The sequence below is a fragment of the Roseococcus pinisoli genome (genome assembly GCF_018413645.1).
Lineage (GTDB): Bacteria > Pseudomonadota > Alphaproteobacteria > Acetobacterales > Acetobacteraceae > Roseococcus > Roseococcus pinisoli.
Genome location: NZ_JAHCDA010000004.1, coordinates 103093 through 124582, shown reverse-complemented (window position 1 = coordinate 124582; position 21490 = coordinate 103093). Strand labels below are relative to the sequence as shown.

The 21490-nt window shown below is 68.6% G+C and carries 16 protein-coding genes and 1 tRNA gene; 6 read left to right on the top strand and 11 right to left on the bottom strand.

Translation table 11 applies throughout. The features are described 5' to 3' along the window. The first annotated feature begins 144 nt into the window (after positions 1–144). From KHU32_RS18805 to KHU32_RS18795, 3 genes are read left to right on the top strand one after another with little or no spacing between them, the layout of a single operon-like run. The gene (locus KHU32_RS18805) at positions 145–2946 is read left to right on the top strand and encodes a response regulator (RefSeq protein WP_249681396.1); all 2802 of its coding nucleotides are present in this window, start codon (positions 145–147) and stop codon (positions 2944–2946) included. Further along, positions 2943–3815: a CheR family methyltransferase gene (locus tag KHU32_RS18800; protein WP_213671708.1), complete on the top strand. Its 873-nt coding sequence runs from the start codon at positions 2943–2945 to the stop codon at positions 3813–3815. Before KHU32_RS18805 ends, KHU32_RS18800 begins: the two co-directional genes overlap by 4 nt. Beyond that, positions 3805–5652 carry a response regulator gene (locus tag KHU32_RS18795; protein ID WP_213671707.1) on the top strand — a complete coding sequence of 616 codons (1848 nt, stop codon included), beginning with the start codon at positions 3805–3807 and terminating at the stop codon, positions 5650–5652. The genes KHU32_RS18800 and KHU32_RS18795 overlap by 11 nt, the downstream gene beginning before the upstream one ends. Before the next feature lie 21 nt (positions 5653–5673). Here the strand turns inward: KHU32_RS18795 and mnhG are convergent, their stop codons facing one another. The 9 genes from mnhG to KHU32_RS18750 form a co-directional block, all read right to left on the bottom strand. After that, positions 5674–6021, bottom strand: coding sequence for a monovalent cation/H(+) antiporter subunit G (mnhG, locus tag KHU32_RS18790; RefSeq protein WP_249681395.1), 348 nt, complete (start codon positions 6019–6021; stop codon positions 5674–5676). After that, entirely contained in the window at positions 6018–6299 is a 282-nt protein-coding gene (locus KHU32_RS18785; protein WP_213671706.1) for a K+/H+ antiporter subunit F, read from the bottom strand. Before KHU32_RS18785 ends, mnhG begins: the two co-directional genes overlap by 4 nt. Next, positions 6296–6781 carry a Na+/H+ antiporter subunit E gene (locus KHU32_RS18780; protein WP_213671705.1) on the bottom strand — a complete coding sequence of 162 codons (486 nt, stop codon included), beginning with the start codon at positions 6779–6781 and terminating at the stop codon, positions 6296–6298. Before KHU32_RS18780 ends, KHU32_RS18785 begins: the two co-directional genes overlap by 4 nt. Further along, on the bottom strand, positions 6778–8385 hold the full coding sequence (locus tag KHU32_RS18775) for a monovalent cation/H+ antiporter subunit D (protein WP_213671704.1): 1608 nt from the start codon (positions 8383–8385) through the stop codon (positions 6778–6780). Before KHU32_RS18775 ends, KHU32_RS18780 begins: the two co-directional genes overlap by 4 nt. Then, complete coding sequence (locus KHU32_RS18770) at positions 8382–8723, bottom strand: Na+/H+ antiporter subunit C (RefSeq protein ID WP_213671703.1); 342 nt, start codon at positions 8721–8723, stop codon at positions 8382–8384. Before KHU32_RS18770 ends, KHU32_RS18775 begins: the two co-directional genes overlap by 4 nt. Next, positions 8723–11599, bottom strand: coding sequence for a monovalent cation/H+ antiporter subunit A (locus KHU32_RS18765; RefSeq protein WP_213671702.1), 2877 nt, complete (start codon positions 11597–11599; stop codon positions 8723–8725). Before KHU32_RS18765 ends, KHU32_RS18770 begins: the two co-directional genes overlap by 1 nt. An 80-nt stretch (positions 11600–11679) precedes the next feature. Beyond that, positions 11680–12141 (bottom strand): PTS sugar transporter subunit IIA, encoded by a 462-nt coding sequence (locus KHU32_RS18760; RefSeq protein WP_213671701.1) that lies wholly within the window; start codon positions 12139–12141, stop codon positions 11680–11682. A 245-nt stretch (positions 12142–12386) separates the two neighbouring features. Next, positions 12387–12462: transfer RNA gene (locus tag KHU32_RS18755), tRNA-Glu, on the bottom strand. Between the two features lie 83 nt (positions 12463–12545). Continuing rightward, positions 12546–12806, bottom strand: coding sequence for a DUF6476 family protein (locus KHU32_RS18750; RefSeq protein WP_249681394.1), 261 nt, complete (start codon positions 12804–12806; stop codon positions 12546–12548). A 75-nt stretch (positions 12807–12881) separates the two neighbouring features. Here KHU32_RS18750 and KHU32_RS18745 point away from each other — a divergent pair, with 75 nt between their 5' ends. The 3 genes from KHU32_RS18745 to KHU32_RS18735 all read left to right on the top strand — a co-directional run bounded on the left by KHU32_RS18745 (position 12882) and on the right by KHU32_RS18735 (position 16343). Then, on the top strand, positions 12882–13868 hold the full coding sequence (locus KHU32_RS18745; protein ID WP_213672079.1) for an RluA family pseudouridine synthase: 987 nt from the start codon (positions 12882–12884) through the stop codon (positions 13866–13868). 231 nt (positions 13869–14099) lie between these two features. Next, positions 14100–14981 (top strand): RNA polymerase sigma factor RpoH, encoded by an 882-nt coding sequence (gene rpoH, locus KHU32_RS18740; protein ID WP_213671699.1) that lies wholly within the window; start codon positions 14100–14102, stop codon positions 14979–14981. 414 nt (positions 14982–15395) lie between these two features. After that, positions 15396–16343, top strand: coding sequence for a crotonase/enoyl-CoA hydratase family protein (locus KHU32_RS18735; protein ID WP_213671698.1), 948 nt, complete (start codon positions 15396–15398; stop codon positions 16341–16343). 123 nt (positions 16344–16466) lie between these two features. Here the strand turns inward: KHU32_RS18735 and KHU32_RS18730 are convergent, their stop codons facing one another. Beyond that, positions 16467–18950, bottom strand: coding sequence for an ATP-binding protein (locus KHU32_RS18730; protein ID WP_213671697.1), 2484 nt, complete (start codon positions 18948–18950; stop codon positions 16467–16469). Positions 18951–19017: 67 nt separating this feature from the next. Next, a complete protein-coding gene (locus tag KHU32_RS18725) occupies positions 19018–21171 on the bottom strand; it encodes an EAL domain-containing response regulator (protein WP_213671696.1) in 2154 nt (717 codons plus the stop codon). Positions 21172–21490 lie beyond the last annotated feature (319 nt).

Genomic DNA, 21490 nt, shown 5'->3' with positions numbered 1-21490 from the left:
TCCGCTGAAGAAGCGTTGCAGCGGTCACTCCGGCTCCAGGAGATGAACAGCGCCCAGAATACCGCCCTGGCGACAGGCCTTCTATCCGGCCTTCTGGGTATCCTTCTGACGGGGACGGTAAGCCTTTTGATTCGGCGGGCCACCTTGGCCCGCCGGCGCGAGGAATGGCTCCAGGGGGGACACGCCGGCCTGTCGTCGGCCATGCTGGGCGACCAGCATATCGAGCAGCTCGGCAATAACATCCTGGACTTCCTGACGGGCTACGTGAGCGCGGTTGCCGGTGCGGTCTTCGTTGGCGACCAGGATGGCTATAGACGCGCCTCGACTTACGGCGTGCCGCAGGACACCTCGGTCCCGGCGCGTTTTGCACTTCGGGAAGGTTTGTTAGGCCAGGCTGCCGTGGAAAATCGCCCCAAAGTGCTGAGCGACATCCCGGAAGGATATCTCTCGTTCGGCTCTGCCTTGGGGCAAGACAAGCCGAAACATCTCGTCATTTTGCCTGTCAGCGTCGATGGATCTGTGAACGCGGTGATCGAGCTGGGACTTCTCCGTCCGGTTGACGACAGCGTGATCGCTCTTCTGGAGCAAACCTCGACGTCAATCGCCATCGCGGTGCGGTCGGCGAACTATCGCGGCGAGCTTCGGAAACTGCTGGAGGAAACACGCCGCCAGTCCGACGAGCTGCAAGTGCAGAGCGAGGAGCTGCGCGCCTCCAACGAGGAGCTGGAGGAGCAGAGCCGCTCGCTCAAGGCCTCGCAGGTCGAGCTGGAGACCCAGCAGCGCGAGCTCGAGCAGACCAATGCCCAGCTCGAGACCCAGACGCGCATGCTCGAGGTCCAGCGCGACGACCTCAGCCAGGCCCAGACGGCGCTCCGCGCCCAGGCGCGGGACCTGGAGCAGGCCAGCCGCTACAAGTCCGAATTCGTGGCCAATATGTCGCACGAACTGCGCACGCCGCTGAACTCGCTGCTCATCCTGGCCCGGCTGCTGGCGGAGAATCGCGCCGGCAACCTGCAGACCGAGCAGGTGACCTTCGCCCGGACCATCGAATCCTCGGGCAACGACCTGCTGCTGCTGATCAACGACATCCTCGACATCTCGAAGATCGAGGCGGGCAAGTTGGAGCTCCTCACCACCCGCGGCCGCGTGGCGCCGCTGGTGGAGAAGCTGGCGGCGACCTTCCGCGCCATGGCGGCCGAAAAGGGCGTCGAGCTGCGGGCCGAGATCGCGGCCGATGCGCCGACCGAGATGGAGACCGACCTGCAGCGGCTGGAGCAGATCCTCCGCAACTTCCTCTCCAACGCGGTGAAGTTCACCGATCGCGGCACGGTGCGGCTGAGCGTCTCCCGCCGGCCGGGCGGCCAGCTCGCCTTCACGGTGCGCGACACCGGCATCGGCATTGCGGCGGACCAGCAGCAGACGATCTTCGAGGCCTTCCGGCAGGCCGACGGCACCATCAACCGCAAGTTCGGCGGCACCGGCCTCGGCCTTTCCATCTCGCGCGAGCTGGCGCGCCTGCTCGGCGGTCACATTGAGGTGGAGAGCGTGCCCGGCCAGGGCAGCGCCTTCACCCTCTCGCTGCCCGAGATCTACGACCCGGCCCTCGTGCAGGCCACCGATGCGGGCGGGCTGCGGCCGGCGCCCATGATGATCGACAACCCGCGCCCGGTGATGCGCAAGGTCGAGGTACCGGTGCTGGAGGCGCCGCCGCGCCGGACCAGCTTCATCGAGGACGACCGCAGCGTGCTCGAGGCCGACCGACGCGTGATCCTCGTCGTCGAGGACGATCCGGCCTTCGCGCGCATCCTCTACGACCTGGCGCATGAGCTGGGCTTCCAGTGCATCGCGGCCTCCACCGCGGATGAGGGCGTGGAGGCGGCGAAGGAATTCCTGCCGCAGGCCATCATCCTGGATATGGGCCTGCCGGATCACACCGGCCTTTCGGTGCTGGACCGCGTGAAGCGCGATATCCGCACGCGCCACATCCCGGTCCATGTGGTCTCGGTCAGCGACTACACGCAGACGGCCATGTCCCTCGGCGCCGTCGGCTACATGCTCAAGCCGGTGAAGCGCGAGCAGCTGATCCAGGCGCTGGAGCGGATGGACAAGCGCTTCGCCGAGCGCGTGCGCCGGATCCTGATCGTCGAGGATAACGTCAACCAGCTGGAGAGCCTGAAGTCGCTCCTCGCCTCGGACGATGTGAAGGCGATCGGCGTCCGCACGGCGGCCGGCGCGCTGGAGGAACTGCGCCAGCAGACCTTCGACTGCATGGTGCTGGATCTCAGCCTGCCCGACGCCTCGGGCTTCGAGGTGCTGGAGCAGCTGCGCGGCGACGAGGACACGCCGTTCCCGCCGGTCATCGTCTATACGGGCCGCGACCTCACTGCCGCGGAGGAGCTGCGGCTGCGGCGGTATTCCAGCTCCATCATCATCAAGGGCGCGAAGTCGCCCGAGCGGCTGCTGGACGAGGCGACGCTCTTCCTGCACCAGGTCGTCTCCGACCTGCCGGACAAGCAGCAGCGCATGCTCGCGCGCTCCATGAACCGCGACGCCGCCATCGAGGGGCGCAACATCCTCGTGGTCGAGGACGACGTGCGGAACGTCTTCGCCCTGACCAGCATCTTCGAGCCGCATGGCGCGACGGTGACCATCGCTCGCAACGGCATCGAGGCGCTGGCGGCGCTGGACCGCAGCGCGCGCGGCGATGCCGAGCCGATCGACATCGTGCTGATGGACGTGATGATGCCCGAGATGGACGGGCTGACCGCGACGCGCGAGATCCGCAAGCGCGCGGAGTGGCGCAACCTGCCGATCATCACCCTCACGGCCAAGGCCCGACCGGAGGATCAGGCGCAGTGCCTGGCCGCCGGCGCCAACGACTACCTGGCCAAGCCGCTGGACGTGGACAAGCTGCTCTCGCTGGTGCGGGTCTGGATGCCGCGATGAGGGTCTGGACGGCTCCGCAGGCCACCGAGGAGATCGAGGTCAGCCTGCTGCTGGAGGCGCTCCATCAGCGCTACCACTATGATTTCCGCGGCTATTCCCGCAGCTCCGTCGCCCGGCGGCTGGAGGAGGCGCGGCAGCGCTTGGGCTGCGCCAACCTCTCGATGCTGCAGAGCCGCCTGCTGCATGAGCCGGCCATCCTGCCCGAGCTGATCGGTCTCATGACCATCCAGGTCAGCGAGATGTTCCGGGACCCGGACTACTTCCGGCAGCTGCGCGAGAAGGTGATCCCGCATCTGCGGACCTATCCTTCGCTGAAGGTTTGGGTGCCCGGCTGCGCGAATGGCGAGGAGCTCTATTCGCTGGCGATCCTCTTCCGGGAGGAAGGGCTCGACGCGCGGACCATCTTCTACGCCACCGACATCAACCCCGCCGCCCTGCGCAAGGCAGAGGCGGGCATCTACGATCTCGACCGCATCGCCCTCTTCACCGAGAACCACCGGAAATCCGGCGGCCTGCAATCCCTGTCAGAGTATTACTCCGCGGGCTATGGGGCCGCGGTCTTCGACCGGACGCTGCGGGCGCGCACGGTCTTCTCGGAGCACAGCCTGGTCTCGGACGCGGTCTTCGCCGAGATGCACCTCATCTCCTGCCGCAACGTGATGATCTACTTCGACCGCGAGCTGCAGGACCGTTCCATCGGCCTCTTCGCCAACTCCCTGGTGCATGGCGGCTTCCTCGGTCTGGGCGCGCAGGAGACGCTGCGCTTCTCGAGCCATTCGGATTCCTTCTCGGACTTCGCCTCCGAGCAGCGGATCTGGCGACGCAGCGACACGCTTCCGGCGGTCTGGGGAGGGTCCGATGCCGCCTGATGACGTGAAGTTCCTCCTGGTGGACGACCTGGAGGAGAACCTCTTCGCGCTCGAGGCGCTGCTGCGCCGCGACGGCCTGCAGCTGTTCCGGGCGAAGTCGGGGCCCGAGGCGCTGGAGCTGCTGCTGCGGCACGACTTCGCGCTGGCGCTGCTCGACGTGCAGATGGAGGGGATGGACGGCTTCGAGCTCGCGGAGCTGATGCGCGGCACGGGCCGCACGCGGCGCGTGCCGATCATCTTCCTGACCGCCGTCGCGACCGATGAGCGGCGGCATTTCCGCGGCTACGAGACCGGCGCGGTGGACTTCCTCTTCAAGCCCATCGACACGCACATGCTCACGAGCAAGGCCGGGGTCTTCTTCGACCTCGCGCGGCAGCGGCAGGAGCTGGCACGGCAGCGCGACGACATCCGCTTCGGCGCGGTGAAGCTGGAGGAGGCGCTGACGCAGTTCCGCGCCCATGCCGACAACTCGCCGCTGGCGCTGGTGGAGTTCGATGCCGCCTTCCGCATCACCGATTGGTCGCTCGGCGCGGCGCGCATCTTCGGCTGGTCGCGGAGCGAGGCCATGGGCCGCAGCGTGCGGGAGCTCGGCTGGCTCCAGCCGGAGGACATGCCCGCGCTCAAGGCGCTGGAGGCGGAGCTGCAGGCCGGGGAGGCACCCCGCGCCGTCGGGGAGATCCCGCTGCGGCGCAAGGACGGTATGGGCGTGGATTGCGAGTGGTACTGCTCGGCGCTGCGCGTGCCCGACGGGGCGCTCGTCTCCATCTCCGCGCAGATCCTCGACATCACGGAGCGCCGGCGGGCGGAGCGGACCCAGCGGCTGCTGATCGGCGAGCTCAACCACCGGGTGAAGAACATGCTCGGCACGGTCCAGGCGATCGCGGCCCAGGGCCTTCACCGCGCCGCCGACCCGGCCGATTTCGTCACCGACTTCTCGGGCCGCATCCAGGCGCTGGCGCGCGCACATTCGCTGCTGAGCGATTCCACCTGGCGGGGCGCGATGCTGAAGGAGCTGATCGAAGGCCAGCTCCGGCTGGGCACCATCGATGCCGATCGGCTGACGGTCTCGGGCCGGGACCTCCAGCTCGCGCCGCAGATCGCGCTTCACATGGCGCTCATCCTGCATGAGCTGACGACCAACGCGAACAAGCACGGCGCCCTCTCCAAGCCCATGGGCCGGCTGACGATGGAATGGAGCGTCCTGGAGGACGTGCTGCATTTCCGCTGGAAGGAATGGGGCACGGGCCCCGTCGCGCCGCCCAGCCGGACGGGCTTCGGCACGAAGCTCATCGAGCAGAGCGTGGGCACCGAGGGCGGGTCCGCACGGGCGCATTACGGGCCGGACGGCATGGATTGGGAGATCGCGGTTCCCCTCCAGGTCGAGGGCTGGAGCCTGGAGGCGGGCGCGCCCGCCGCGGCGCGCGGGGAGGCGGCGAGGCCGCCGCGCAGGAGCGACCCGTCCGAGGAGAATCTCGGGGGAATGCGGCTGCTCCTGATCGAGGACGAGCCCATCATCTCGATGCAGATGGCCGCGGTGCTGGAGCAGGCCGGGGCGGTCATCGCCGGCACGGCCGGAACCATCGAGCAGGCGCTGAAGACGATCGAGAACCTGTCTCTCGACGGGGCGCTGCTCGACGGCAACCTGCGCGGCCTGCCGGTGGAGGAGGTGGCCTCCGCCCTGACGGCGCGCGGCGTGCCCTTCGTCTTCGTGAGCGGCTATGGGCGGGAGCACCTGCCGCGCGACTTCGAGCATGTCGCCATCGTGCCGAAGCCCTTCTCGGGGACCGATCTGGTGGCGGCGGTGTCGCGGTTCCTTCCGGCGGAGTTACCGCGCTGATCCATCGGGGATCGGGCGGCCTTACCGCGGCGGCGGAACCTGCTCGTTCTTCTCCAGCCGGTCGCGGTGCAGCGAGGCGCGCGCCAGGAGCATCAGCGTCACCGGCGTCGTCACCAGGATGAGGAAGCCGATTACGATCTCGTGGATGACGAACCGCCCCTGCAGGACCGAGAAGAAGATCATCGACGCCAGCAGCGTGCAGCCCATGCCGTAGGAAGTGCCGAGCGTGGGGGCATGAACCCGCTCGTAGAAGCTGCGCAGGCGAAGCAGCCCGAAGGAGCCCACCAGGGTGAGCCCGGCCCCGATCAGCAGCAGCAGCGCCACCGGCACCGCCGCGATCCAGGGGAGCTCGGCCGTCATCTCGATCATTCGATCACCTCGCCGCGCATGAGGAACTTGGCCAGCGCCACGGAGCTGACAAAGCCGAGCAGCGCGATCACCAGCGCCGCCTCGAAATAGACGTCCGTCCCGGCGCGGATGCCGAAGGTGACGAGCAGCAGCATGGCGTTCACATAGAGCGTGTCGAGGCCGAGGACCCGGTCCTGCGCCCGGGGGCCCCAGAGCACGCGCCAGGTCGCGAAGAGCATCGCGGTGCCGATCATCAGCTGCGCGAGCAGCAGCGACCAGCTCAGCAGGGTCACGGTCATGCGAAGATCTCCATCAGCGGCTGTTCGTAGCGTTCCTTGATGAGGCGCACCCAATCCGCCTCCTCGCCGACGTCGAGGACATGGAGGAGGAGCTGGCCGTCCTCGGGGTCGAACTCCACCCAGGCGGAGCCGGGCGTCGCGGTGACGATGCAGGCCAGGACCGCGAGGGCCTGCGGCTCGCGCAGCTCGAGCTGGATGCGGAGGAAGCCGGCGCGGCGATCGGACTTCCGCTCGAGGATGTTGCGCGCGACGGCGAGGTTGGACTTGGCGATGTCCAGCAGCACATGCAGCGTCAGCTTCAGGACGACGTCCAGGCGCCGCAGCCGGGGGCGTCCCGGGTCGAGAAGCGCCAGCGCCCATCCGCCCATCAGCGCGACGATGATGCCGACCAAAGCGGGGCCCGGCGCGTAGGTGCGGTTCAGCAGCAGCCACAGCACGAGGAGGCCGAGGGAGACCAGCGGGTGGGGCAGGAGCCACCTCATGGGCCGTCCTCCATGACCTGCCGCACATATTCCTGCGGCGTGTGCAGGGAAACGGCGGCGGCCTGCATGTAGCGCATGGTCGGCCCCGCCGCGACCGTCATGCCGATGCAGATGAAAAGCAGCATCAGCACCGGCGCGATCTCCACCGCGCCCACGCGCGGCACGGTCCGGTCGGCGATGGCCCAGAGGTTGCGGATGCCGGCACGGGCCATGGCGACGATCGTCGCGAAGCCCGACAGGATCAGGGCGATCAGCAGCCCCCAGCCGCTGGGCGCGACCAGCGCGGGGCCCTCGCCGAGCCCATGGGGGTTCAGGATCCCGCTCAGCATCGCGAATTTCGCGATGAAGCCCGAGAGGGGGGGCAGGCCGGCCAACAGGATGGCGCAGCAGAGGAAGCAGGCGCCCAGCACCGCCATGGTGGCGGGGATGGGGGCGCCGATTTCCTCATCCTCCTCTTCCTCCTCGTCGCCGTCGCCGAAGGCCTCCAGCGTCACGGCCAGCACGTCGGCGCCGACCTCGCGGCCGCGCTCGATGAGCTCGATCAGCAGGAAGAAGGCCCCGATCGCGAGGGCGGAGCTCGTCAGATAGAAGAGCGCGCCGCCGGTCACCGAAACCTGCCCGGCCCCGACCGCGGCCAGCAGCGTGCCCGAGGAGATGAAGACGCTGGCGCCGGCAAGGCGCGGCAGGTCCTGCGTGGCGAGGACGGTGACCGCGCCGAAGAGGATGGTCGCGATGCCGCCGACCATGAGCCAGGTGCCGCCGAAGCCGGCCGAGGCGCCGGATTCCGCCCCGAAGAGCAGCAGCACGAGCCGCATGACCGCATAGACGCCGACCTTGCTCATCATCGAGAAGATCGCGGCCGAGGGCGGGCTCGCGGCCGCATAGGTGGGCGTCAGCCAGAAGCCCAGCGGCCACATCGCCGCCTTGGCGAGAAAAGCGATGCCGAGGATCGCGGCCCCCGCCTCCAGCAGCGGGCGGTTCTCGGCCGGCATGTTGGGGATGCGCGCGGCGAGGTCCGCCATGTTGAGCGTGCCCGCGACGCCGTAGATCATGCTCACGCCGATCAGGAAGAGCAGCGAGGCGGCCAGGTTGACCGAGATGTAGTGCAGCCCCGCCTTCACGCGTGCGACGCCCGAGCCGTGCAGCGCCATGCCGTAGGAGGCGGCGAGCAGGACCTCGAAGAAGACGAAGAGGTTGAACAGGTCGCCGGTGAGGAAGGCGCCGTTCAGCCCCATGAGCTGGAACTGGAGCAGGGCGTGGAAATGCGCGCCCATCCGCTGCCAGCGCGGCAGCGCATAGAGCAGGGCGGCGAGGCCCAGCACCGAGGAGAGGATCAGCAGCAGCGCCGAGAGCCGGTCGAGCATCAGGACGATGCCGAAGGCCGTGGGCCAGTTCCCCAGCGGATAGACGCCGAGGGAGACGGCGCCGCCGGCATGCGCCTGCACGGCGAGGGTGATGGAGGTGCCGAGCATCACGAGGATCGAGAGGATCCCCATCGCGGCCTTGAGCCGGTACCGCTGTTCGTCCAGCGCCACCATGATCGCGCCCACGATCAGCGGCAGCGCGACCGGGACGATCATGAGGTGTTCGAGCCAGCCGGTCATCGCGGCGGCCTCCCATCCACATGGTCGCCGCCCGTCAGGCCCCGGGCGGCCATCATCACGACGAGGAACAGCGCCGTGGTGGCGAAGCCGATCACGATGGCCGTCAGCACCAGCGACTGGGGCAGGGGGTCGGCATAGTTCGCCGGGTCACCGGCGCCGCCCGGCTCGAGGATGGGCGGCGATCCGATCGGGAAGCGGCCCATGCTGAAGATGAAGAGGTTCACCGAATAGGACAGCAGCGACAGGCCGATGATGAGCTGGAAGGTGCGCGGCCGCATGAGCAGCCAGACGCCGGAGCCGCCGAGGATGCCAATGGCGAGGGCAAGTGCGAGTTCCATCAGTCCTCTCCCACGCGGGCCGGGGCTTCGGGGGGCGGGGGCGGGGCGGCGCGCTGGCTGCGCACCGACTGGTGCGCGAGCGCGATGAGGATCAGCACCGTCGCCCCGAAGACGAGGGCGAAGACGCCGAGGTCGAAGATGACCGCGCTGGCCAGCGGCAGCTTCCCGAGCGGCCCCAGATTCGCATAGGCGAAGTAGGAGGTGAGGAAGGGCTTGCCGAAGAAGGTCGCGGCCGTGCCGGTGCCGACGGCCAGCAGCAGGCCGACCGACATCCAGCGCAGCGGCAGCACGCGCAGGTGGTCCTCCACCCAGCGCGCCCCGCCCGCCATGTACTGGAGCAGGATGCCGATGGAGAGCATCAGCCCCGCCGCGAAGCCGCCGCCCGGCAGGTCATGCCCGCGCAGCAGCAGATAGACCGCGACCGCGAAGATGATCGGGAAGAGCATGCGCATGGTCACGGCCGGCACCAGCAGCCAGTCGCGGGCATCGCCCTGCTGCTGGTCCGGCACGCCGACGCTCTCGGGGGCCGGGCGGAAGCGCCGGAGGAGGGCGAAGACCGTCAGCGCCACGATGCCGAGGACGGTGATCTCGCCCATCGTGTCGAAGCCGCGGAAGTCCACGAGGATGACGTTCACCACGTTGGTGCCGCCGCCCTCGGCGTAGGCGCGCGCCAGGAACTGCCGCGAGATCCCCTCGGGCGAGGCGCGGGTCATCATCGCGTAGGAGATCGCGGCCAGGCCCCCGCCGGCGGCCACGGCGATGACGAGATCGCGCAGGCGCCGGAAGCGTGCCAGCAGGTCGCCCGAGCCGGCGGATTCGAAGCGCCGGGGCAGCCACCGCAGACCCAGCAGCAGCAGCACCGCCGTCACGACCTCCACGAGCAGCTGGGTGAGCGCGAGGTCGGGCGCGGAGAACCAGACGAAGGTCAGGCAGGTGATAAGCCCGGTGCCGCCGAGCAGGACGACGGCCGCGAGGCGATGGTACTTGGCCTGGTAGGCCGCGCCGATCGCGCAGGCGCCGCCAATGGCCCAGAGGATCGCCACCACGGGGTCGACCGGGGTCAGGCGCAGGTCGCCGGCGCGCAGCCCGTGCGGCAGCAGCGTCAGCGTGGCTGCCAGGAAGGCGATGCAGACCACAAGGCGCAGCTGCATCTGCAGGCGGTCCGTGCCCATCAGCCGCTCGACCGTGCGGGCGAAGCGCCAGGACAGGAACACCATCACTTGGTCGAAGGCGCGGCGCCCGTCGAGGCCGGACAGCAGGGGCGTGCCGTCGATGCCGGCGTTCAGGTGGCGGTAGAGCAGCCGGTACATCAGCGCACCGCCCGCCAGCGCCAGGAGGCTCATCACGAGCGGCAGGTTGAAGCCGTGCCAGACCGCGAGGCTGTATTCGGGCGTGGCGTCGCCGAGGATCGAGCGGACCGCGACATCGAGCAGCGGGCCGATGGTCGCCGCCGGAAGGATGCCGACGACCATGCAGGTGAAGACCAGCACCTCGACCGGCACGCGCATGAACTGCGGCGGCTCGTGCGGGCGCTTGGGCAGGTCGTCGGTGGCGGGGCCGAAGAAGGCGCCGTGGATGAAGCGCAGCGAATAGGTGACGGCAAAGATGCTCGCGATGGTCGCGGCGATGGGAAGGATGCCGTGCATGAAGGTCGGCATCGTCGAGGCGGTCAGCGCCTCGGTGAAGAACATCTCCTTGGAGATGAAGCCGTTCAGCAGCGGGACGCCGGCCATCGCGGCCGCGGCCACCAGGGCGAGCCGCGCCGTGAAGGGCATGGTCTCGTTCAGCCCGGAGAGTCGCCGGATATCTCGTGTGCCCGTCTCGTGGTCGATGATGCCGGCCGCCATGAACAGCGACGCCTTGAAGGTGGCGTGGTTCATCGTGTGGAAGACGGCGGCGACCATCGCGAGGTCGCTGTTGAGGCTGAGCAGCAGCGTGATCAGGCCGAGATGGCTGATCGTCGAATAGGCCAGCAGCGACTTCATGTCGTGCTGGAAGATGGCGACATAGGCCCCCAGCAGCAGCGTGATCAGCCCGATCGGGCAGAGGATCCAGAACCAGGCATCCGTCCCCGCCAGGACGGGCCAGAGCCGCGCCATCAGGAAGATGCCGGCCTTCACCAGCGTCGCGGAGTGGAGGTAGGCCGAGACCGGGGTCGGCGCCGCCATGGCGTGCGGCAGCCAGAAGTGGAAGGGGAACTGCGCGCTCTTGGTCAGGGCGCCGAGCAGGATCAGGACCAGCGCGACGTGATAGAGCGGATGGTTCCGGATCAGGTCGCCGGAGGCCAGGACGACGTCGAGGTCATAGCTGCCAACGATGTGCCCCAGCACCAGCATGCCCGCGAAAAGGGCGAGGCCGCCGCCCGCCGTCACGGTCAGGGCCATGCGCGCGCCGTCGCGCGCGGCGGCGACGTTCTGCCAGTAGCCGATCAGCAGGAAGGAGAAGAGGCTCGTCAGCTCCCAGAAGAAGACGAGCTGGATGAGGTTGCCCGAGAGCACCATCCCCAGCATCGAGCCCATGAAAGCGAGGAGGAAGGCGAAGAAACGCGGGATCGGGTCGTCCGGCGACATGTAGTAGCGCGCGTAGAGGACGATGAGGAAGCCGATGCCCGAGACCATCATGGCGAAGGCGGCGGCGAAGCCGTCCATCCGCAGCACGAAGGACAGGCCGAGCTCCGGCACCCAGGGGATCTCGACGCGCGGCATCCTGCCGGCCGCCATGGAGGAGTAGCCGAGGACCACCATCACCAGCGTCAGCAGCGCGACGGCCCCCGCCAGCCAGGCCTCGAGCCGGGCGCTTTGCGGCAGCATCATCGCCACCATGGCGCCTAGAAAAGGGAGTAGGACCGCTGCGATGAGGTAGAAAGTATCGGGCATCGGGCGGCGGGCTCTCCGTCAGTTCTGGATTTCGGCGCCGCTCGCAAGGCGGTGCCGGAAGGTGGCGGACCTCGTGGCGGTCAGTCCTGGGCGCGTTCGGCGGCCCGAAGGGTCTCGAGGGCCTCGTCGGCGGACTGGGCCTGGCGAAGCTGCCGCGGAAGCTGGTTGTCGCGCAGGACCCGGCAGATGCCGGACAGGGCCGGGAGGAAACCCTCCGACGCGGCTTCCGGCCAAAGGACCAGGAAGACGAGATCGACCGGCTCGCCGTCGCGGGCCTCCATGTCGATGCCGCGGGTCAGGCGGGCCAGGATGGCGACCGGATTGTCGAGCCAGTCCACCCGCGCATGGGGCAGCGACACGCCGCGGCCCAGGGCGGTGGGGCCGAGCTTCTCGCGCGCCAGGATGGCGTCGAGGATTCGCTCCTGCGGTTGATCGATCCGCGCGGCCACCTCGGCCGCGAGCATCTCGAACAGCTCCTTCTTATTGGAGGGCGAGAGAGTCAGGACCCCGCTGGAAGCGGGGAACAGATCGGCAAGGGCCATGGGAGCCTCCGGAGCAAGTGGGTCCGAATGATGGGTTGCGACGTCTTAAAGCTAACGCTTTGTTCATGCTAGCCGAAGGAATCGATGACGCCCGACAATCCCGAGCTTGCGCTTCAGGTGGCGGGAGGCAGGGCGTCAGGCAAGGTCTCGCGACGGATTCGCGCGAGGGGGCGTACCGGTAGGGAGGGCAGGATACTTTTCTGATGAGTGGTTGGCCAGAACTCGCCGATCCGGAGGATGGCGGCTGGCGTCCCTTAGGGGATTCGAACCCCTGTTGCCGCCGTGAGAGGGCGGTGTCCTAGGCCTCTAGACGAAAGGGACGTGGCCGGTGTCGAGCTTCTAGTCGGGCTTCTTTCCGGGATCAAGCGGGGGGCGGCAAAGTTTGTGCATTTTCAGCGCCCGGGTCAGCGCACAGGTACTCCGGCGCCAGGAATGACCTCACCCACGGGCCGTCCGGTGCGCGCGTCGAGGAACACGATCCGGTCGCCGTCCGGCCGCTGCACCAGTACGGCGAAGCGCCCCTCGGCCCCGGCGATTCCGACGATCCGGCTACCGGCCGGCAGTTCGAGGCTCATCGGTGGCAGGGACGATCCACCCCCGCGCCCGGCGCGCTGGACGAGCAGCACGACGAGGGCCACGGTGCCGGCCACGATCAGCACCCCCATTGTCACAACCAGGAATTTGAGTGCCCGCATTTGTCCAAGACCCATGAGATCGCCGCGCTCGAATCCGACCAGGGCATGCGCCTGGACCGTTTCCTTGCGGAGCGGATAGGCGGCCTCTCGCGCTCCCGCGTCAAGGCATTGATCGAGCAGGGGCATGCCTCCCGCGACGGCGTGGTGGTGACCGAACCGTCCCATGGCGTGCGCGCCGGCGCGCTCTACGCGATCTCGCCGCCATCGCCCGTGCCCGCCAAACCGGAAGCCCAGGCGATGGATCTCGACATCCTCTACGAGGACCGGGACCTGATCGTGCTCGACAAGCCGGCGGGGCTCGTCGTCCATCCGGCGCCGGGCAATGCCGACGGCACCCTGGTGAACGCGCTCCTGGCCCATGCGGGCGAGGAGCTGGAGGGAATCGGCGGGGAGAAGCGGCCGGGCATCGTCCATCGGCTCGACAAGGACACCTCCGGCATCATGGTCGTGGCCAAGACGCAGCCGGCCCACCAGGCTCTCTCCGAGGCCTTCGCCGCCCGCGACCTCGACCGCGAATACCTCGCGCTGGTCTGGGGCGTGCCGAATCCGGCCAAGGACGAGATCGAGGCCGCGATCGGCCGCCATGCCACGGACCGCAAGCGCATGGCCGTGGTGGAGCCGCGGTCGCGGGGAGGGGCCGCCGGCGCCACCTCGGGAAAGCACGCCATTACCCGCTATTCCACCGAGACGACGTGGTTCGGCGCGACCGCCCTGCTGCGCTGCAAGCTCATGACCGGCCGGACGCACCAGATTCGCGTGCACCTGGCGCATCGCGGCCATCCGCTGGTGGGGGACCCGGTCTATCTGCGTCGCACCCCCGCCGCGAGTAAGGCGCTGCCCGAGGAGCTGCGCGAAAGCCTGCTCGCCTTCCCGCGGCAGGCCCTGCACGCGACGTCGCTCGCCTTCCGCCATCCCGTCACGGGGGCGGCGCTAACCTTTCGCTCGGATCCGCCGAAGGACATGCAGGACCTGCTCGCCCAGCTTGGCGGGAACCCCACGTCGAACGCCGCGGATCTCATCAAAGGCCAGTGATTTCCTATCCGTACTAGAATGGTCGGTTTATCTGGACAAAGACGCGAGATCCGGCTAAGGCTACGACATTGGTAAGACCCCTGGGGTGCCGCTGAAGATCCAGGCTGCTGCCACCGCCCTCTCCGTGACCGGGGCGGATGCAGCCGGGAGGGCCCCGGGGACGTTATCGCTCCAAGTCCGCGCACCCGCCGCCGTCACGGGGTGGGGCGCGACGCAGATGGAAGGCTTTCTATGGCATCCCTCAGCATCCCCATGGCCCCCGAAGGCAACCTGTCCCGCTACCTGCAGGACATCCGCAAGTTCCCCATGCTTGCCCCCGAGGAGGAGCTGAACCTGGCCAAGCGCTGGCGCGATGTCGGCGACGAGGGCGCGGCCCATAAGCTCGTCACCTCGCATCTGCGTCTCGTGGCCAAGATCGCCATGGGCTACCGGGGCTACGGCCTGCCGGTCGGCGAGCTCATCAGCGAGGGCAACGTCGGTATGATGCAGGCGGTGAAGCGCTTCGATCCGGATCGCGGCTTCCGTCTTGCTACCTATGCCATGTGGTGGATTCGCGCCGCGATTCAAGAATACATCCTGCACAGCTGGTCGCTCGTGAAGATGGGCACCACGGCCGCGCAGAAGAAGCTGTTCTTCAATCTGCGCCGCCTCAAGGGCCAGATCGGGGCGCTCGAGGAAGGCGACCTCCAGCCGGAGGTCGTGGCCAAGATCGCGAAGACCCTCGCGGTGCCGGAGCAGGACGTGGTGAGCATGAACCGCCGCCTCGCCTCGCCGGACAACAGCCTGAATGCCCCCGTCCGCGCCGATAGCGAGGGCGAGTGGCAGGACTGGCTGGTGGACGAGACCGAGAGCCAGGAGGAGGAGCTCGCCGAGCGGCAGGACATGTCCAACCGCAAGGACATGCTGAACGGCGCGCTGCGCACCCTGAACGAGCGCGAGCGCCACATTCTGATCGAGCGGCGCCTGAAGGACGAGCCCACCACGCTCGAGGAGCTCAGCCAGCAGTACAACATCAGCCGCGAGCGCGTGCGCCAGATCGAGGTGCGCGCCTTCGAGAAGCTTCAGAAGAGCATGAAGCAGCAGATCGTCGAGCGCCGGCTCTCGGTCGGCTGAGCGCCGGGACAGCGGCTACGGAAGGCGAAAGGCGGCGTCGGGAAACCGGCGCCGCCTTTTTCGTGTGCGGCGCACCATGCCCGTCTCACATGGCCGCCCTGCCCTTGGGCTAGGGAATGCCCGCCATCCGTGCAGCAGGAGCCATGTAGATATGACGTTATGATATCGAAATGATGTCGGAAAGCTGTTCGATCTTCTGAAGATTGCCAGAGGCATGGGCTTCTTATTTTGCAGGTGACTTGAAAACGGTCAGTCATCGCGCGTCGTTCAACCATCGGCTTCCTCGCGTCGGATGCGAGTCGTCGCCACGGTTTACAACTCAAGCGCGATGCGTTCGTGGTTAAAATGGTCCGTCGGCCAGCCGGCCTTCGGACCCGCCACAACTGCCGATCACCCCCAAAATGGAGCTCCAAAATGACCTTCCTCTCCCAGCCGGAAACCCAGACCGCCCCGCGTTCCTTCGGCGATCCTTCCGCGCTTCTGGCGGCCGCCCGCTTCAACGCGCTCGAGACCCGTCTCGAGGCCGATACGGCGAGCTTCTGGGCCTATATGCGCCCCGGCCCGAAGCCGAGCTTCACGCTGGAGCTGCTGCAGGACATCCTGGCCCAGCAGGCCCTGCTCCGTGATGCCCTTTCGGCCGAGCGGCGGTCGGAATTCGGCACGGCGCTGCGCTACTACGTCATGGGCAGCCGGCTGCCGGGCATCTTCAACCTCGGCGGCGACCTCGCCCTCTTCGCGGAGAAGATCCGCAACCGCGACCTGACCGCGCTGCGCCGCTACGGCCACCTCTGCGTCGAGGCCATCCACGGCAATGCGGAAGCGTTCCAGGCCCCGGTGATCACCATCGCCCTCGTCCAGGGCGACGCGCTCGGCGGCGGCTTCGAATGCGCCCTGGCCTTCGACGTCATTGTGGCCGAGCGCCAGGCGAAGTTCGGCCTGCCGGAGATCCTCTTCAACCTCTTCCCCGGCATGGGCGCCTACAGCTTCCTTTCGCGCCGGATCGGCCAGTTCGAGGCGGAGAAGATGATCATGTCCGGCCGCCTCTATTCGGCTGAGGAACTGCACGCGATGGGCATCGTGAACGTCCTGGCCGAGCCGGGCGAGGGCGAGGCGGCCGTCCGCGACTACATCGCCAACGGCACCCGCAAGCACAATGCCCAGCAGGCGCTGCTGCGCGTCCGCCGCCGCGTGAACCCGGTGACGCTGCCCGAGCTCAAGGACGTCGTGGACATCTGGGCCGAGACGGCGCTGGGCGTTTCCGACATGGATATCCGCAAGATGCTGCGCCTCACCCAGGCTCAGGAGAAGCGCCTGACGGCGGAAGTCGGCGTGCGGATGCCGGTGGCCATGGCGGCGGAGTGACGCCTTGGCGAGACGCGGAAAGCCCGGAGCAGGGCAGCCGACGGGGCCCGAGCAGGCCCGTCGGCCGGAGGTCCCGTTCACGCGGCGCCGCTGCGTTAGCGGAGACCGGCGGGAGCGGGGAGGTCAGTTGCGCCGCTGGCCCATCCCGCTACCCGTGCCTTCCCGCAGCAGCAGCGGGCGGGCGCGCTCCACCTCGGTGGCGAGGCGGTCGACGATCGAGCGGCCCTGCTCCTTCAGGACGTCGGGCCCGACGTTCCGGCAGAGCTGGCAGAGCTCGCAAAGGGCGCGGGCGCCGACATTGGCGGCCGCGCTGTGCAGCGCATGGGCCTTCGCCCGGAAAGTGCTGGAATCGCCGGCACTCACGGCCCGGGCCAGCTCGCCTAGGGTGATCTCGGCGTCTTCCAGGAACTCGGTCACCACCTCGCGCGCGAATTCGGGGCCGCCGAGCAGCTCCAGATCGTCCAGCGCGCGCTGGTCGACCAGCACGGGACCTGTCGGCCGGAAGCGCGGATGGCTCGCGATGGCCGCGATTTCCTTCGGCCTTTCCTGCTGCGGCTCGTCCGGCAGGTCGAGCTCGTCGATGGCGGCCAGGAGCGCCGCCGGCGTGAGCGGCTTCACGAGGCAGGCCGCGAAGCCCGCCTCCTCGCAGCGCTGCCTCGCCTCATCCGTCGCATCCGCCGTGACGGCGAGCCAGGGGATGGTGCGGCGCCCGAGCGACTGCATCGCATAGAGCTTCGCGGCCTCGATCCCGCCGATGCCGGGCATGTTCAGGTCCATCAGGACCAAATCGAATTCCCGCTCCTCCAGGATATCCAGCGCCTCCTCGCCATCCGAGACGAGGGTGGGCTCGTGGCCGACCGTCTCGAGGATGCGCGAGACCACGCGCAGGTTCACCCGGTTGTCGTCCGCGACCAGGACGTTGAGGCGGCGGCGCGGCAGCCGCTGCGGCAGCATTTCCTCTTGGCTTCGTGTCGCGCTGCCGGCCAAGCGCAGTGCCGCCGCCAGCTGAGCGGCCGCCGGGGCAGGGGGCAATACGGAGAGGAAGGCGCGGCGCAGCGGCACCGCCGGAAGACCTTCCGTTCCCTCGGGCGCCAGCAGGATCGTCCGCCAGGCGCCATTCGGATCCAGCGCCTCCAGCGTCTGGGCCAGGGAGGTGGGTGGCATGGCCAGCGCCTCCGAATCCACGACCAGGATCCGCGGCACGGCCGCCGGAAGCACCTCAAGCGCCGCCACGGCTTCGGCCAGCGTAGTCGCGGGCCGCAGCTGCAGCCCGGCCGCGCGCCAGGCCTCGGCCTGCTCCAAGGTGCCGGGGGCGAGAAGGACGGCCTCGCCCGGCGCGGCCTCTTCGGCCCCGGTCTGCACCTCCATGGGCAGCGTGCACCAGAAGGTGCTGCCCACCCCCTCCATGCTGTCGACGCCGATCTCGCCGCCCAGCAGCTGGGCCGTCCGGCGGCTGATCGCCAGGCCCAGGCCGGTACCGCCGAAGCGGTTGATGATGGTGGCATCGGCCTGGGAGAAGGCTTCGAAGATGCGCGTCTGGGCCTCGGGCGCGATGCCGATGCCGGTATCCGTCACCTCGAAGCGCAGCCGGGTCCCGGTATTCGAGGCCTCCGCGTCGACGGCCACCACCACGCCGCCCTTGGAGGTGAACTTCAGCGCGTTGCCGACCAGGTTCAGTAAAACCTCCCGCGTCAGGGAGACGTCGCCCACCAGATGCCGGGGGGTCCGGGGCGTCAGGTGAAAGGAATAGCGCAGGCCCTTCTCGCGCGCGGTGGCGGCCAGCATCCGGCGGACCTCGTCCAGCAGGACCGGCAGATCGAAGGGCGCAGGCTTGATCAGCATCTGCCCCGCTTCGATGCGGGAGAAGTCGAGGATGCTTTCGATGAGGCGCAGCAGGTTGCTGCCGGCGTCGGTGACCGTACTGGCCATCTCGCGCTGCTCGGCGTTCAGCTCCGAGATCTGCAGCAGCCCGCCCATGCCGATGATGGCGTTCAGCGGGGTTCGCAGCTCGTGGCTCACGCTGGCCAGGAACATGCTCTTCGCCTGGTTGGCCGCCTCGGCCTGCGCCTTGGCTGCCGAGAGCTTGTGGATCAGCGTGGCCGAATAGGTCGGGATCGCGATGATGCCCAGGATGAAGCCGGCCGAGAGATGCACCTGGTCGCGCCAGAAGGGCGTGAAGAGGAAGACGCAGGTGAAGCCCACCAGGCTCATCGCCTGGGAGATGCGCAGCCAGGTGACGCCGAAGCGGAAGCCGTTGCCGATGATCACCCAGAGGTACAGCGAGGCCATGACCGAGGTCTTCTCGCCGCCGACATGGAGCTCGTAGGAGAGGAGCGCCACGTCCACGAACATGGTGAAGACGCGCCGTGGGTTGTTGACCGCCGGGAAGATCAGGATGTGGGCGAAGATGGCGAGGCCGAGGAGCCAATAGGCGCCCACGACCTCCAGCGTGTGGCGGGGGGCGTTCTCCAGCAGCAGGAAGACGGTGATGATGAGCGCGAAGGCGAGCCGGTTGAAGCTCATCTCGTGCTCGGTGTCCGGCCGCCCCCGCAGCGTGCGGAAGCTGAACAGGCGGGCGCGCGGCGTGGGCGAGGACGGCGTGCTCATGGCCGGCCGCCCTGGGCGCCTTCCGGTGGTCGTCGCGAGGGTGATGCCGGCGTCATCGGCCAGCCTGTCACGCGCCGTGGACCGGCGCGTCGGCCTCGATCAGCCGCTGCTCCAGGGCAGAGGCGGTGACGGGATAGCTCACGAAATAGCCCTGGATCTCGTCGCAGCCGAGCGCGCGCACGGTGTCCAGCTGCTCCTGCGTCTCCACGCCCTCCGCCACGACGCGCATGCCGAGATTGTGGCCGAGGGAGACGACGCCGGCGACGATGGCGGCGTCGATATGGTTCTCCGGCAGTTGCGAAACGAAGGAGCGATCGATCTTCAGGCGCTGGACGGGGAAGCTCTTCACATAGACGAGGGAGGAATAGCCGACCCCGAAATCGTCGATCGAGAGACAGACACCGAGTTCGCGCAGCTCGCGCAGGGTGGCCGCGACCTTTTCCAGATCGTCCATCGGCACGCGCTCGGTGAGCTCGATGTCGAAGATCTCGGGCGACAGCCCCGCCTCGTCGATGGCCGCGGCGACGAGGCCGCGGACGTCGGCCTGCCGAAAGAGCGAGGGCGAGATATTGGCCGAGACCCGGATGCCGCCGCCCTTCAGCCGTGCCCAGGCCGCGCCCTGGCGCGCCGCCGCGCGGAGGACCCAGGCGGTGATGGGGGTGATGAGGCCGGTTTCCTCGGCAGCGCCCAGGAAGGCGCCAGGCGCGAGCAGGCCGCGCTCGGGATGGTGCCAGCGCAGCAGCCCCTCGGCACCCACGATGCGGTTGGTGGCGAGGCAGACCTGGGGCTGCCACATCAGCTCGAACTCGCCCCGGACCAACGCGCTGCGCAGGTCGGCCTCCAGCTGCATGGCCTCGCGCGCCGCACGGTCCATCGCCGGGTCGAAGAAGCTGTAGCCGTTTCCGCCCTCGGACTTCGCCCGGTACATGGCGAGGTCGGAAAGCCGGAGGAGCTCCTCGGCGGAGGTCGCGTCCTCCGGATGGAGGGTGATGCCGGTGCTGGCCGAGATCTGGACGCTGCGGCCGAGCAGGGTGAAGGGGCGCTCCAGCACGTCGCGGATGCGCAGCGCGAATTGCGCGGCCTCCTGGGCTGAGCTGGCGCCGGCCTGCAGGATGGCGAATTCGTCGCCGCCGAGCCGGGCCACGATGTCGTCCTCGCCGAGGGCCTCGGTGATCCGCGCCGCGACCTCGCGCAGCATCCGGTCGCCCGCCGCGTGGCCGAGGGCGTCGTTCACCGCCTTAAAGCGATCGAGGTCCAGGAAGTGCAGCGCGAAGGGGGCGCCCACCCGGCCGTGGCGGCCATGGACGCAGCGGTCGCGCAGCCTTTCGCTGAGCATCGAGCGATTGGGCAGGCCGGTGAGCGCATCGTGCCGCGCGAGATAGAGCAGCTGCTCCTCGGCGCGCTTGCGGTCGGTGATGTCGATCGAGGTGGTGACGACCGCGATCACCCGGCCCTCGCCGTCGCGCAGCGGCGCCTTGGTCGTGAAGAGCGTGCGCGAGCCACCGTGCCCGTCGGAAAATTCTTCCTCGAAGCCGGCCATGGGGAGGCCGGAGGTGAAGACCTCCGCATCGGCCGCGAGCGCCTTTTCCAGGCGGCCCTCGCCCAGGATGCACTGGGCTTCCTGGCCGACGAGCGCGGCCGGGGTCGAGCCCGCGATCGTTGCCTGGCGGGCGTTCACGAAAATCAGCTTCCCGGCGGAATCGGTCGCGCTGATCATGGCCGGCACGGTGTCGATCAGCTGGGCCAGGGATTCACGGCTCTCGCGGACGATGGCGTGGAGCGAGCGCTCCGAGGCTTCCAGGTCGCGCGCCAGGTCCTGTGCCCGCTGGCGGGCGTGGATCTGGTGCTGGCGCAGCGCGAGGAGGTTGCGCACGCGCGTGCGGAACTCGGCATGGTCGACCGGCGAGATGAGGAAATCCGTGGCACCGGCTTCCAGCGCGCGCAGGCGGAAGACGGGGTCGTTATAGGCCGTGACGACGATGATCGGGACGTCGGCGCCCGTGGTCTTGGAACGGATGCGGCCGGCCACCTCGGCGCCGTCCAGATGCGGCATGCGATAGTCGCTGATGACGAGGTCGGGCCGGTGCTCGTCCATCCAGGCGAGGGCGATGAGGGGATTGCCGAAGGTGACGACCTCCGCCGACGGCTCCACCGACACGGCGAGCTGGGCCAGGATCTTACGATTGGTGCCGCGGTCGTCGAGGATCAGGATCAGAGACATGCTGGCGCTGGCCGAGGTTGAGTAACCGACGGTATCACCGCCGTGCATTGCCAATGCACCTTCCTGTGCGTCATGGCCATGGGCGGACTATCCCAGTCGCCAGCCCGTCCCGATCGGACGAGGGCGGCCCCGGGGGGCTCCGCGATTGAAGTCCATGGACAGTCAAGGATTTTCCCCCATTCCCCGCGTCGCCATCCCCGACCATGTATCGTGCCCAGGTCCATGGCCGGCTGGCAAAGCAAAAGCGGCAAGGGTGTCGCCGTCATTCTACAATATCAGCACGATCCGCCCCGGGCATCTTGTCCGGAGAATCTCATCC